Raw genomic sequence first — 12,809 nt, forward strand, 5'->3', positions numbered from 1 at the left:
CGGAGCACCCGAGCCCATATGCGGCCCGGATGTCTACGCTGGGTGGTGTTGTCGGGCATTCGCCGTCGGCAGGAAGCCGGCGGCCCTACGAGCCGAGGAACCCCGTGAGTGACACCCCATTCGGATTCGGCCTTCCGCCGGAGGAGCCGGAGAACGGCGACGAGGGCAAGAAGAAGGATCCCGCCGGAGGTGGACAGGGCTCCGGCGGGCCGTCCCCGGCAAATCCTTTCGGTTTCGGGGAAGGCGCGGACAATCCGTTCGCCGCGATGTTCGGCTCCCTGAACCCCAATGACCTGGGCGCGGCGTTCCAGCAGCTCGGCCAGATGCTCAGCTACGAGGGCGGTCCCGTGAACTGGGACATGGCCAAGCAGATCGCGCGCCAGACGGTCTCGCAGGGCACACAGGACGGCACCAAGGACGAGAGCGTGGGCCCGGCCGAGCGGACCGCGGTCGAGGAGGCCGTGCGCCTCGCCGATCTGTGGCTGGACAGCGTGACGTCCCTGCCCTCCGGGGCGAGCACCGCCGTGGCGTGGAGCCGCGCGGAGTGGGTCGAGGCGACGCTGCCCGCGTGGCAGCAGCTTGTCGATCCGGTCGCCGAGCGCGTCGGCCTGGCCATGGGCGATGTGCTGCCGGAGGAGATGCAGGCCATGGCGGGCCCGCTGATCGGCATGATGCGCTCCATGGGCGGCGCGATGTTCGGCCAGCAGATCGGGCAGGCCGTGGGTGTGCTGGCGGGCGAGGTGGTCGGCTCGACCGACATCGGCCTGCCGCTCGGCCCGGCCGGCAAGGCCGCGCTGCTGCCGCTGAACATCGAGACGTTCGGCAAGGACCTCGGCGTGCCGAAGGAGGAGGTGCGGTTGTATCTCGCCCTGCGCGAGGCCGCCCACCAGCGGCTCTTCGCCCATGTGCCGTGGCTGCGGTCGCATCTGTTCGGCGCGGTCGAGGCGTACGCCCGCGGGATCAAGGTCGACACGACCAAGCTGGAGGACGTGGTCGGCCAGTTCGACCCCACACACCCCGAGCAGCTGCAGGAGGCCCTCCAGCAGGGCATGTTCCAGCCGGAGGACACCGCGGAGCAGAAGGCGTCGCTGGCCCGTCTGGAGACCGCGCTCGCTCTGGTGGAGGGCTGGGTGGACGCGGTGGTGCACGAGGCCGCGTCGAGGCGGCTGGCCTCGGCGGACGCCCTGCGCGAAACGCTGCGCAGGCGCCGCGCTTCCGGCGGTCCCGCCGAGCAGACCTTCGCGACCCTGATCGGCCTTCAGTTGCGTCCGCGCCGGCTGCGGGACGCCTCCAGGCTGTGGGCCTCGCTCACCGACGCGCGGGGTGTGGACGGGCGTGACGGCCTGTGGGAGCACCCGGACATGCTGCCGACGGCCACCGATCTGGACGACCCGGACGGCTTTGTCCACCGTGAGCAGCTCGACTTCTCGGAGCTGGACAAGATGCTCGGCGAGGCGGCAGGCGGCGGGAAGCCGAAGCTCGACAAGGACACGGACCTCGGCAAGGACGACCAGGGCGACAAGGACGACAAGGACGACAAGGAGCAGTGAGCCTGCACGACGACGCCGTTCTCGTACTGAAGAGCTACGAGCATCAGGAGGAGCTGCGACAGCTCTATCTGGACCACCTGGCAGCGCACCCGGACGGGATGTGGAAGGCCTGTGAGGCCGGGCATGTCACGGCGAGCGCGCTGGTCGTCGAACCGGAGCACGGGCGGGTGCTGCTGACGCTGCACAAAAAGCTCGGCATGTGGCTGCAGATGGGCGGCCACTGCGAGCCGGGTGACGCGACGCTTGCGGACGCCGCGATGCGCGAGGCCACGGAGGAGTCCGGGATCCGCGGGCTGACGCTGCTGCCCGGCGGTCCTGTGCGACTGGACCGGCATGCGATTCCGGCGCCCTGCCACTGGCATCTCGATGTGCAGTACGCGGCGATGGCGCCGGCCGGGGCGGCCGAGGAGATCAGCGAGGAGTCGCTGGATCTGCGCTGGTTCGCGTACGACGAGGTGGCGGACGTGGCCGACGAGTCGGTCGTACGACTGCTGGATCGTACGCGCACAGCACTGTGACTGAGCACGGGTAAGGGGCGGTCTCCATGGAGACCGCCCCTTACCCGTGCGTCCTTACCCGTGCGCCCTTGCTCGTCAGTTCCAGGCGTTGTTCTGGTTCTGAGCGTGGGCGCCTTGCTGGCCCACGCCGTACTGCGCGCGCAGGCCCTGCCCGATCTCCGTGCCCTGTGGCGGCATGACCTCGCTGGGCTGCACAAGGGCGAAGCCCTGGCCGAGGAAGCTCAACTCCCAGCCCTCACCTGTGTTGCCGCGCCTTCGCCGTACTCCGGACGAATGCGTCTGCGCCTGCATCTGCACCCGCAGTGCTGAGGACCAGGCGACAATCGCGTCGGCGTCCGCATTGACGTACTTGTCCGGCGTGACCTGCATCATCAGCGGCTGGCCCGAGGTCATCAGCGCGACCTTGCCCCTGCCGGAGACATTGAGCTGGTACTTCCCGGAGCCGGAGATTCCGTACTGGCTGTCCACCGCGATGACCTCGGTGTGCAGCGTGGAGTCCAGCGCCAGGACGTAGGCGCTGTCGACCGTCATGCCCTCGTTGTCGACGTCCACGACATGGATGTACTGGGCGAGGTTGGCGAAATAGACGGTGCCCTGCCCGGAACAGCGCATCAGGTCCAGGCCCTCACCGGTGTTGGCACGGGCCCGCCGCTGATTGTTCGTCTGGTACTCGCCGTCGAAGTCGACAAGCCCTTGGTACGCGACCATGGCGCCCTTGCGGGCGAGGATGTCGTCGTGGCCCGTCAGCGCGACCCGCAGCAGCTGCGGGTTCTGCACGACGTACCGGTCCTGGGACTGCTGTTCCGTGTAGCTGAAAAGCGGACTCTGCATGGTGTGTTCTCGCTCCCCCTCAGTTCCGGATCCGCAGGCGGTCGGTACTGTCCTCGCTCGGCTGTACGACGACGATGCCCTGGCCCGAGAAGGCCATCTGGTACGCCTCACCGCTGCCCCGCCCGACCAGCGAGGACGCCTTGAAGCTGCGCTTGCCCTTCACCTTGAGGTTCGGGGACCAGGCGACAAGGGCGTCCGGGTCGACGTATGTCTCGTCCTCGCCACGGCCGCAGTCGACGACGATCGGGGTGCCGCGCGAGGTGAGGGCCACCCAGCCGGTGCCCGAGATCTCCACGTTCCACAGGCCCTGGCCGGCCAGCTTGGCCAGGCCCTTGACCCGCTCGACGCCCCACTGGAGGTGCGCGTCGAAGGCCAGCACATTGGTGCCGTTGACCGAGATCGAGTCGTTGTTGAGGTTGATGACGACCACGTCCGCGCCGTAGTCGGCGAGGTAGAGCAGTCCGTCACCGGAGCACTTCATGATGGGCGCGCCTTCGCCGGTCACCCACTGGGAGGCGATCTGGCGGACGGCGGGCGGGTTCGGCTCGTACTGCACGAAGCCTTCGTAGGCGACCATCGAGCCGGTGCGTGCGTACAGGTCCTGGCCACTGGCCATGGCGACCTTGAGCATGGTGCGGCCGTGGTTCTCCATCCGGGCCGCGATCGGGGTCGGGGCGAAGCCCGCGAGTTGCTGGTTCATTTCTTCGGGCTCCCTCAGACCTCGTACGGCTGGACGACGATGAAGTTGCCGGGGGCGCCCCGGAACTGGAGGTTGACGGTCTCTCCGCTGTGCCCCGGGTACGCGTTGCGCCGCAGCCGGACCTGGCTGGAGAGGATCACCTGGGACGCGGACGACCAGGCGACGACGGCATTGCAGTCGGCGAAGGTGGTCGGTGTGACCGGGAGGACCACGGGGACACCGTGGGTCTTCACGACGACCGTGCCGGTGCCCTGGAACTGCATGGTGAACAGGGCGCCGCCGGGGATGCCGTGGCCCTCGATCCTGCGGATCTCGTGCTGCAACGACTCGTCGAACGCGAGGACGTTCTCCGCGGAGACGCAGATGCCGTCACCCTGCAGCTCGATGGAGTGCAGATGCGATCCGTTCTCGGCGAGGAAGACCTGGCCGCGGCCGCTGCAGCGCATCAGCTGCATCTCCTGGCCGGTCGCATTGCCGACGATGCGCCCGGCGAAGCCGGCGCCCTTGTAGCTGAAGTCGACCTTGCCCTGGTACATCACCATGCTGCCCTGGCGGGCGAGGACGGGCGTGCCACCCATGGTCAGGTCGACCCGCATGAGCTGCTGGTTCTGCGGGGTCCAGCGCTGGCCGGTGGGGGTCTCTCGGTAGGGCTGCAGGGCGGCCTGGAGACCGGCGCCGGTCGCCGGGGCTCCCTGGGGAACACTTTGCGGGACGCCCGGAGCCTGCTGTCCGTAAGGGGACGGTGCCGGCTGTCCGTACGGCGAAGGCGCACCCGGCGGGACCTGGCCAGGCATCTGGCCAGGAGCTTGGCCCGGCACCTGGCCGTACTGAGGCGGCTGTCCGTACGGGGTCATGGGAGCCGCGATGGTGGGCGCGGCGTGCATCTGCGGGTTCGGCTGCTGAGGGGCGGGGGCCGGTGCCGGGGCCTGGGCGGCCGGTGCGCCGAAGGAGGGCGCGGGCTGCGGCACTTGGGGCGCCTGCGGTGCCTGCGGTGCGGCAGGTGCGCCGAACGCCGGGGGCGCGGTGGCCTGCGCGGGCGGTGCGAACGACGGCGCGGCGCCCTGCGGCTGCTGCGCGGCCGGTTGCTCCTCGGCGACCTCGCCGCCGAAGTTCTTGAGCAGCGCGTCGAGTCCGCCGTCGAAGCCCTGGCCGACGGCGGTGAAGCGCCACACGTCCTTGAGGTAGAAGTCGCCGAGCATCACGGCGCGCTCGGTGGTGAACTCCGAGCCGTTGAAGGCGTACCGGACGACCTCTTCGCCGCCCGCGACGATGCGGATGTAGCCGGGGCCGACGTTCGACATCTGCCCCGCGCCGTCGATCGTCGCGGTGAACGAGAGCCTGTGGATGTTCGCCGGAATGCGGTCGAGAGTGACGCGGAAGGACTCGGTGTCACCGGCCTGCGCGCCGAGCAGCTGAATGGACTCCTCGGGCGACTTCGGCTGGTTGAAGAAGATGAAGTACCGGTCGTCCGAGAGCTGCTCGTTGGCGTCGAGTCCGAAACAGCTGATGTCGAAGGTCAGCCCAGGAGCGGCGATCTGCACACCTACGTACAGATCCGTTCCCGGCGTGAGATCACTGATCTTGGCCTTGTGGCCGCGTTGGAATTCCCTGGCCATGCGTAACGACCGTCCCCCATCCCGAATGTGAATGCGTCGCGTCAGGCTAACGGCTGAGTGCGACATTGAGCCAAGCCGGTACACATTCGGTACAGGACCGTCGACAGTTACTCTCCGCGCGCTGCGGGCAAATGCGGCAGCCGGTCGGCGGCGACGACGCCCTCGAGATAGCCCCGCGCCCGCTCGGTGCGGGGATACGCCTCGAGGAGCCGCCAGAACCGCGGCCCGTGCCCCGGCACGAGGAGATGGGCAAGCTCATGGACGAGCACATAGTCAACGACGTACTCGGGCATCCCCTGCAGGCGGTGCGAGAGGCGGATACTGCCCTCGGCCGGGGTGCACGAGCCCCAGCGGGTGTTCTGATTCGTCACCCATCTCACGGATGTCGGTCTTGCGCGTTCGTCGAAGTACTGGGCGGACAAGCGCTCGGCGCGCTCGGCCAGTTCGGTGTCGCCGAGGATGCGCTTGCTCTCCTGGGCGGCGAGTTTGTCGAGCATCACGCTGACCCAGCGCTGCTCCTCCGCCTCCGACATCCGGGCGGGGATGAGCACGATGGTCCGGTCGCCCTCCCGATAGGCCGAGACCGTTCTGCTGCGCCGGGCGCTCCTGCGGACCTCGACCGCGCTCGTCGCCGATCCGCGAGGCGGTCGGTTTGTCGCGCTGCGCTGTTGACTTCCGGCGCTGTGCGGTGGGCCCTCTCCGACAAGGCGAGGGGGTGGGGTCTCCCCAGCGAAGCGAGGGGACTGGTCGACGGACACGCCCCGACGTTACCCGCTGCCAGTGGAGGAAGTCCCGCCTCCGGGACGGTTCGAGCTTGATCCACTCCATGGCGTGCACCATTTGAACGACTAATACCCGGTGCCTGTGGATAACTTTTCACACCCATCGTCGCGACCGTGCATTCTGACAACAGATCGCGGAGAGATCCGACAACACTTCAACGGAGGAAGTGGACGGGGGAAGTGGATATGCATCCGATGGTGAAGCCTGCCCTCAGGCGGGCATGGCGGGAGCGGCAGACCGTGCAGTTCGGGGTTACTCCCGCGCACGCGGTGATGGTCGGCCCGGTGGACACGGCGACCGGCGCCCTGCTCGAGCTGCTGGACGGGACCAGGGGGCTGCCGCTGCTGCGTGAGGAGGCGCGGGCGATAGGGCTGCCGGACGGACAAGTGGACGCTCTGGTGAAGCGGTTGACGTCGGCCGGTCTGCTCGACGATCCGACGGCAGGCGGTCCTGCGGCCGATGCGTTACGGAATCGGGCCGGTGCTCTCGACCGGCTGCGCCCCGATCTGGCGTCGCTCTCCGTCGTCCATCCGGAACCGGGCGGCGGGACGGCGCGCCTGACGGCCCGGCGGGCGATGCGCGTCCAGGTCCGGGGCGCGGGCCGGGTGGGCGCGACGGTCGCCGCGGTGCTGTCCGCCTCCGGGCTGGGCCGGGTCGAGGTGCTGGACGGCGGGTGTACGGAGCCGTGGGATGTGGCGCCCGGCGGGCTGCCGCCGGAGGCGGTCGGTGAGCGGCGCGACGCGGCGGCCCGACAGCTGGTGCGGCGGTGCGCGCCCGACCGCCCGCCGCGCGCGGCCGAGTCGGCGGGTCCGGGCACGGGCGAGCCCGGCCTTTCCCTGGTCGTGGTGGCGCCGCGGGACGGGCTGGCGGCCTATGCGCCCGACCCGGCAGCGGCCGAGGGCTGGATCGCCACCGGGACACCCCATCTGTACGCGGGAGTTGTGGAAGGGACCGGAGTGGTGGGCCCGCTGGTGCTGCCCGGGGGCACGGCCTGCGCCGGCTGTCTGGAGCTGGGCCGGGCGGACCGCGACCCGGGCAGGCCCAGGCTGCTCGCGCAGTGGCGCTCGGGCCGCCGTCGCAGCGCGGTGCCGGCCTGCGATGTCGCCCTGGCCACGGCTGTGGCGGGGTTGACCGCGGCGCATGCGCTGTCGTTCCTCGACGGGGAGCTGCCCGCGAGTACGGGAGCGCGATGGGAGGCGTCACTGCCGCTGCTGGAGTGGCAGTCGGAGAGCATCACGCCGCAACTCGACTGTGTCTGCAGCGCGTATGGGAAGAGTGAGAGGGAGCACACCTCAGGGTTCGGGCCGCTGCACGAGACAATGGCCGGGTAACCGCCGTCAATGAAGTAATGCCGTCAGGCACACGCGGCACGGCTGTCTGGGATTTGGAGGGGCGCATGTCTGATCTTCCCCGGAAGGCGGTCACCCGGACCGCCAAGTTGGCCGCACTGCCACTGGGCTTCGCCGGGCGTGCCACTTGGGGTCTGGGCAAGCGGATCGGCGGGAAGTCCGCGGAGATCGTGGCCAGGGAACTGCAACAGCGCACGGCGGAGCAGCTGTTCAAGGTGCTCGGCGAGCTCAAGGGCGGTGCCATGAAGTTCGGGCAGGCCATGTCCGTCTTCGAGTCGGCGCTCCCCGAGGAGATCGCGGGCCCCTACCGCGCGGCCCTCACCAAGCTCCAGGACGCGGCACCCCCGATGCCGACGCGTACGGTCCACACGGTCCTGGAGGAGCGGCTGGGTGCTCAGTGGCGGGAGCTGTTCCTCAATTTCGAGGACAAGCCGTCGGCCGCCGCATCCATCGGCCAGGTGCACCGGGCGGTGTGGCACGACGGGCGCGAGGTCGCGGTGAAGGTGCAGTACCCGGGGGCGGGGGAGGCGTTGTTGTCCGATCTGACGCAGCTCAGCCGCTTCGCCCGGCTGCTGGGTCCGCTGATCCCGGGCATGGACATCAAGCCGCTGATCGCCGAGCTCCGTGACCGGGTGTCGGAGGAGCTGGACTATGAGCTGGAGGGACAGGCACAGCGGGAGCATGCGGCGGAGTTCGCGGACGATCCGGATGTGCTGGTGCCGGATGTGGTGCACCAGTGCGACCAGGTGCTGGTGACCGAGTGGATCGACGGGATCCCGCTGGCCGAGGTGATCGCCGACGGCACGGACGAGCAGCGGGACCGGGCGGGCCAGCTGCTGGCCCGCTTCCTCTTCTCGGGCCCGGCCCGCACGGGGCTGCTGCACGCGGATCCGCACCCGGGAAACTTCCGGCTGCTCCCGGAGGAGGACGGCGAAGGCTGGCGGCTCGGAGTGCTGGACTTCGGCACGGTGGACCGACTGCCCGGCGGGCTGCCGCCGACCATCGGCGAGTGTCTGCGGATGACGCTGGAGGGCGAGGCCGAAGGGGTCTACGAGCTGCTGCGCCAGGAAGGCTTCGTCAAGAAGACCATAGAGCTCGACCCGGACGCAGTGCTCGAGTATCTGGTGCCGATCATCGAGCCGGCGGAGGCGGAGGAGTTCACCTTCACCCGGAGCTGGATGCGCACCCAGGCGGCCCGGATCGCGGATATCCGCTCCCCCGCGCATCAGCTGGGAAAGCAGCTCAATCTGCCGCCCTCGTATCTGCTGATCCACCGGGTGACGCTGAGCACGATCGGCGTGCTGTGCCAGCTGAACGCGACGGTGCGGCTGCGGGACGAACTCGAGTCGTGGGTGCCCGGTTTCCTGCTGGAGGACGAGGAGGACGTCAGGGCGGTCGAGGCTCAGGCCTGAGTGTTCACCGCCGCGGGCCGAGCGCGCCAACAGCCGGCGGCGGTCAGCGGGAGGCGGTCACCACCAGGCCGAGTCGAGCCTGCCCTCGATCGCCCTGATGTTGGCGCGTGCGCAGTCGTCGCAGAAGTAGTGACGAGTGCCGTTCTCCACGGAGCAGGTCCAGGTGGGCGGTGGTCCCTCGGCGACGGCGCCGCAGTGGGAACACACGATGCTCTCGGCACCCGGCTGCGCAGGGTGAGGAGTCTGCTGCTGGTCCACGTCGTGACGATAGCCCCGTCGGGGACCAGTCGCAGGGACAACGCACCGCGGGGACCGGTCCGTTCGGACCGGCCCCCGGGTCAGTGTGTGCTGTCAGTGCCTTGATTGCGGTCAGTGCATGACGGCCATGGCCAGTGCGCGGCGGGCACGCATCGACGCGCGCTCGGCGCGGCGCTGCATCCGCCGGGCGGCGACCAGGCGCACGGCCTGGCGTTCCGCGTCGGCTTCCCGCAGGCGCTCGTGCATATGCGCACGAGCCATGGCTTCTGGGATGAGTTGCATCTCACGGGTCCTGTTCTGACGCGAGGCGTTCGCGCCGATGGTGGTGACGTCTGGGGTGGCGGAGCCGGACGGCTCGCTCGTGGAAGAGGTCATTGGGGCCAGCTTCTGGGGATCGTGCGTGATGGGTCGGTCGATGGTTCCGATGGCGGTCATGCCGCGACCGGGTTCTTGCGCGGGCGACCACGCGGCCGCTTGCGGGCGACGACCACGCCCTGGATGAAGAGCTCTCCGCCCCAGACGCCCCACGGCTCACGCCGCTCCTTGGCGCCCGCAAGGCAGGCCTCCATCAGCGGGCAGGTACGGCAGAGGGACTTGGCGTACTCGACGTCGGCCGGCGACTCGGCGAAGAAGACCTCCGGGTCGTAGGAACGGCAGGGGACGGGTACGCCGAGGTTCTCGATGGCGTCGTCGAGCGCGGTGAGCGCAGTGAGCGGAGTCAAGGTGGAGTCCTCCGTGTGGGCGGGCGGGGGGATCGTCTCGGAAGGCGGTACGGACGGGGCGTGCGCTTCGAGTTGCACGGTGGTGTCGTTCCTCGTCTGGTCGGTCCGGCCTGTTGGCCGGGTGTCGGCTTGGTACCGGGTGCTTCTTGTCCCGAGGCCCCTTCGCTCCGTCCGCCCCGTTCGGGGAAAACAGAAGGGCCGCGGATCCCGGGTGGGGTTCCGCGGCCCTGAAGGCGCCGGCCTGATCTGGATCAGGCTGGATCACTCCAGGGTTCGAGCCCACGGAAGGCCCACATCGTGTGGTGCTGCGTCTGCTGCTTCTTGGTGCCGGCACTGGCTGCCGCAAAGGCATAGGCCCGAGCCTTTGCCGTTGCTACTGCTGCTTCCAGTGCCTTGGTCGGTCGCTCATTGCGCTCCATGCCGGGCAGTCCGCCCAGACCGGAGACCGGAAGCGCGGCGGCGACGCCGGACACACCGGTGCCGTTGAACGCCGCGGAGAAGCCGAGCGAGCAGGCGGAGACGACCGAGCGATCGGTCATTTTGGCGGTGCTGATGAAGCTGGTGTTGATGCTGATCACTGGAATCGCCTCCTCTCGGCGTCTAAGGACCGGCCGAGGCCAGTCACGCGTATTCGGATAAGTACAGCACGAGGACAGGGCTTCAGAGAAGTCGCTGTTCCCGTGGTTAAGAACCTATGGGGCTTGCTGGGGCGGGCGCAAACTATTTTTTCGACGAGTTTGTATCAGTCCTCTTCGCCGTCTCCCACAACCTCCTGACCTGCGCAGATGGTCAGCACATCGGCTCCGAAACGCTCGAGCTTGCGTCCACCGACACCGGAGATCTGGGCCAACTCCCCCTCGCTGCCCGGCACGGCCTCGGCGATCGCCATCAGTGTCTTGTCGGTGAAGACGCAGTACGCGGGCTGGCCCAGCTCCTTCGCCTGGTCCGCACGCCAGTCGCGCAGGCGCTCGTACAGCGCCTCGTCCATGTCGGAGGGGCAGTCCTCGCAGCGCATCAGTTTCATTTCGCCCGCGTCGGTGAGCGTCTTGCCGCAGACCCGGCACAGCACAGGGCCTCGCGGCTTGCGGCGGCCGCCGCTGCCGCGCTCGATGCCACCGCCACCGCCCGCGCCGCGTGCGCCGGGTGCCACGGAGCCCGGCCGCATCCCGTTCAGGAAGCGGGTGGGCCGGCGGGAGGCGCGGCCGCCTGGTGAGCGGGACAGCGCCCAGGAGAGGCAGAGATGGAGCCGGGCGCGGGTGACGCCGACATAGAGCAGTCGGCGCTCCTCCTCGACCTGCTCGTCGGTCTTGGCGTAGGTGATCGGCATCATGCCCTCGGTGAGGCCGACCAGGAACACGGCGTCCCACTCCAGGCCCTTCGCCGAGTGGAGCGAGGCGAGGGTGACGCCCTGAACGGTGGGGGCGTGCTGGGCCGCGGCGCGCTCGTCCAGCTCGGCCACCAGATCGCCGAGGCTCGCGTCCGGCTTGACCCGTACATAGTCCTCGGCGAGGCGGACCAGCGCGGCCAGGGACTCCCAGCGATCGCGCACCGCTCCCGATCCGGCGGGCGGCTCGGTGGTCCAGCCCTTGGTGGAGAGCACAGCCCGGACCTGGGAGGGGAGGTCACCGGCGTCGTCGAGCAGGGAGTCGTTGCCACCGGCGCGGGCCGCGCCGCGCAGGGCGACTCCCGCCTCCCGTACTTCCTGGCGTTCGAAGAAGCGCTCGGCGCCGCGCAGTTGGTACGGGACTCCGGCGTCGGCGAGCGCCTGCTCGTAGACCTCCGACTGGGCGTTGATCCGGTAGAGCACGGCGATCTCGCCGGCCGGGACGCCCGCGGCGATCAGGTCGCGGATCCGACGGGCGGTGCCCTCGGCCTCGGCCGGTTCGTCCGCGTACTCGGTGTAGGCGGGGTCGGGGCCGGCTGAGCGCTGCGAGATCAGTTCGAGGCGGTGCTCGGCGGCGCGGCCGTGCGCCTGGCTCAGCAGGCCGTTGGCGAGATGGACCACCTGGGGAGTGGAGCGGTAGTCACGGACCAGCTTGACGACGGTCGCACTGGGGTGGCGGGTGCGGAAGTTCAACAGGTGGTCGGGGGTGGCGCCGGTGAAGGAGTAGATCGTCTGGCTGGCGTCGCCGACGACGCAGAGGCTGTCGCGGTCGCCGAGCCACAGGTCGAGCATCCGCTGCTGGAGCGGGCTGACGTCCTGGTACTCGTCCACCACGAAGTGCTGGTACTGGCGGCGGATCTGGTCGGCGATGTCGTGCCGGTCCTGGAGGATGCCGACCGTGAGGAGCAGGACATCCTCGAAGTCGATCACCGAGCGGTCGCGCTTGAGCTGCTCGTACATCCCGTAGATCTGGCTGATCTCGGCCGGGTCGCGCGGGGCGTCGCGGTGCGATTTGGCGACCGCGGCCGGATAGTCGGCGGGCACGGTCTGGGTGACCTTGGCCCACTCGATCTCGCTCGTGACGTCCCGCAGCTCATTGCGGTCGAGTCGGATGCGGCAGCGGGCCGAGGCCTCGGCGACCAGCTGGATCTTGCGCTCGAGGAGGCGGGGCATGTCGCCGCCGACCGCCTTCGGCCAGAAGAACTGGAGCTGGCGCAGCGCTGCAGAGTGGAACGTACGCGCCTGGACGCCGCCCGCGCCGAGCTGGCGCAGTCGGCCCCGCATCTCGCCCGCGGCGCGGTTGGTGAAGGTGACGGCCAGCACACTGGCGGGCTGGAGTATGCCCGCGCGCACTCCGTACGCGATGCGGTGGGTGATCGCGCGCGTCTTGCCCGTGCCGGCGCCTGCCAGCACGCACACCGGACCGTGCAGGGCCGTCGCCACTTCGCGCTGCTCGGGGTCGAGCCCGTCGAGCACCGCGTCCGCCGACTCGGGGACCTGTGGGAAAAGAGAGGAGTGCGTTGCTGCTGTCACACCGCCATGCTGCCAGGTCGGCAGAGATGGGTGCGGCCGTTGTCCACAGAGGGCCGGGGGCGGTCGTACTAATGCGGGAATGGCGGCCAGATCACGTACGTTCTACGCCGTGCGAACACGCACGAGCACGCATCGACCACGCATCGAGCGCGC

At 69.6% G+C, this 12,809-nt stretch carries 13 protein-coding genes; 4 read left to right on the forward strand and 9 right to left on the reverse strand.

Going from position 1 to position 12,809, the window contains the following annotated elements:
* Window positions 1–104 precede the first annotated feature (104 nt).
* Together QFZ67_RS13030 and QFZ67_RS13035 are read left to right on the forward strand one after the other, a co-directional pair.
* Entirely contained in the window at window positions 105–1,550 is a 1,446-nt protein-coding gene (locus QFZ67_RS13030) for a zinc-dependent metalloprotease (RefSeq protein ID WP_307661249.1), read from the forward strand.
* Window positions 1,547–2,068 (forward strand): NUDIX hydrolase, encoded by a 522-nt coding sequence (locus QFZ67_RS13035; RefSeq protein WP_307661250.1) that lies wholly within the window; start codon window positions 1,547–1,549, stop codon window positions 2,066–2,068. Before QFZ67_RS13030 ends, QFZ67_RS13035 begins: the two co-directional genes overlap by 4 nt.
* A gap of 75 nt (window positions 2,069–2,143) precedes the next feature.
* Here QFZ67_RS13035 and QFZ67_RS13040 read toward each other — a convergent pair whose 3' ends face one another.
* The 4 genes from QFZ67_RS13040 to QFZ67_RS13055 form a co-directional block, all read right to left on the reverse strand.
* Window positions 2,144–2,899: an AIM24 family protein gene (locus QFZ67_RS13040; RefSeq protein ID WP_307661251.1), complete on the reverse strand. Its 756-nt coding sequence runs from the start codon at window positions 2,897–2,899 to the stop codon at window positions 2,144–2,146.
* Window positions 2,900–2,918: 19 nt separating this feature from the next.
* The gene (locus QFZ67_RS13045) at window positions 2,919–3,599 is read right to left on the reverse strand and encodes an AIM24 family protein (protein ID WP_307661252.1); all 681 of its coding nucleotides are present in this window, start codon (window positions 3,597–3,599) and stop codon (window positions 2,919–2,921) included.
* A 14-nt stretch (window positions 3,600–3,613) separates the two neighbouring features.
* Entirely contained in the window at window positions 3,614–5,215 is a 1,602-nt protein-coding gene (locus QFZ67_RS13050; protein WP_307661253.1) for a TerD family protein, read from the reverse strand.
* Between the two features lie 107 nt (window positions 5,216–5,322).
* On the reverse strand, window positions 5,323–5,973 hold the full coding sequence (locus tag QFZ67_RS13055) for a M48 family metallopeptidase (RefSeq protein WP_307661254.1): 651 nt from the start codon (window positions 5,971–5,973) through the stop codon (window positions 5,323–5,325).
* A gap of 210 nt (window positions 5,974–6,183) precedes the next feature.
* Between QFZ67_RS13055 and QFZ67_RS13060 the strand changes: the two genes are divergently transcribed.
* Window positions 6,184–7,329, forward strand: coding sequence for a ThiF family adenylyltransferase (locus QFZ67_RS13060; protein ID WP_307661255.1), 1,146 nt, complete (start codon window positions 6,184–6,186; stop codon window positions 7,327–7,329).
* A 65-nt stretch (window positions 7,330–7,394) separates the two neighbouring features.
* Window positions 7,395–8,759: an AarF/ABC1/UbiB kinase family protein gene (locus QFZ67_RS13065; protein ID WP_307661256.1), complete on the forward strand. Its 1,365-nt coding sequence runs from the start codon at window positions 7,395–7,397 to the stop codon at window positions 8,757–8,759.
* Between the two features lie 57 nt (window positions 8,760–8,816).
* Here QFZ67_RS13065 and QFZ67_RS13070 read toward each other — a convergent pair whose 3' ends face one another.
* The 5 genes from QFZ67_RS13070 to QFZ67_RS13090 all read right to left on the reverse strand — a co-directional run bounded on the left by QFZ67_RS13070 (window position 8,817) and on the right by QFZ67_RS13090 (window position 12,656).
* On the reverse strand, window positions 8,817–9,017 hold the full coding sequence (locus QFZ67_RS13070) for a hypothetical protein (protein WP_307661257.1): 201 nt from the start codon (window positions 9,015–9,017) through the stop codon (window positions 8,817–8,819).
* A gap of 111 nt (window positions 9,018–9,128) precedes the next feature.
* Window positions 9,129–9,452, reverse strand: a complete 324-nt coding sequence (locus QFZ67_RS13075) for a hypothetical protein (RefSeq protein WP_307661258.1) — start codon at window positions 9,450–9,452, stop codon at window positions 9,129–9,131.
* On the reverse strand, window positions 9,449–9,817 hold the full coding sequence (locus QFZ67_RS13080) for a WhiB family transcriptional regulator (protein ID WP_307661259.1): 369 nt from the start codon (window positions 9,815–9,817) through the stop codon (window positions 9,449–9,451). Before QFZ67_RS13080 ends, QFZ67_RS13075 begins: the two co-directional genes overlap by 4 nt.
* Before the next feature lie 173 nt (window positions 9,818–9,990).
* Window positions 9,991–10,317, reverse strand: coding sequence for a hypothetical protein (locus QFZ67_RS13085; protein ID WP_307661260.1), 327 nt, complete (start codon window positions 10,315–10,317; stop codon window positions 9,991–9,993).
* Window positions 10,318–10,481: 164 nt separating this feature from the next.
* Entirely contained in the window at window positions 10,482–12,656 is a 2,175-nt protein-coding gene (locus tag QFZ67_RS13090; RefSeq protein ID WP_307661261.1) for an ATP-dependent DNA helicase UvrD2, read from the reverse strand.
* Window positions 12,657–12,809 lie beyond the last annotated feature (153 nt).

The organism is Streptomyces sp. V1I1 (assembly GCF_030817355.1).
Classification (GTDB): Bacteria; Actinomycetota; Actinomycetes; order Streptomycetales; family Streptomycetaceae; genus Streptomyces.

Bases quoted from the DNA above. Each gene is read 5' to 3' on its own strand.
- QFZ67_RS13040 (WP_307661251.1), bottom strand. From the start codon at position 2,899: ATGCAGAGTCCGCTTTTCAGCTACACGGAACAGCAGTCCCAGGACCGG.
- QFZ67_RS13045 (WP_307661252.1), bottom strand. From the start codon at position 3,599: ATGAACCAGCAACTCGCGGGCTTCGCCCCGACCCCGATCGCGGCCCGG.
- QFZ67_RS13050 (WP_307661253.1), bottom strand. From the start codon at position 5,215: ATGGCCAGGGAATTCCAACGCGGCCACAAGGCCAAGATCAGTGATCTC.
- QFZ67_RS13060 (WP_307661255.1), top strand. From the start codon at position 6,184: ATGCATCCGATGGTGAAGCCTGCCCTCAGGCGGGCATGGCGGGAGCGG.
- QFZ67_RS13065 (WP_307661256.1), top strand. From the start codon at position 7,395: ATGTCTGATCTTCCCCGGAAGGCGGTCACCCGGACCGCCAAGTTGGCC.
- QFZ67_RS13075 (WP_307661258.1), bottom strand. From the start codon at position 9,452: ATGACCGCCATCGGAACCATCGACCGACCCATCACGCACGATCCCCAG.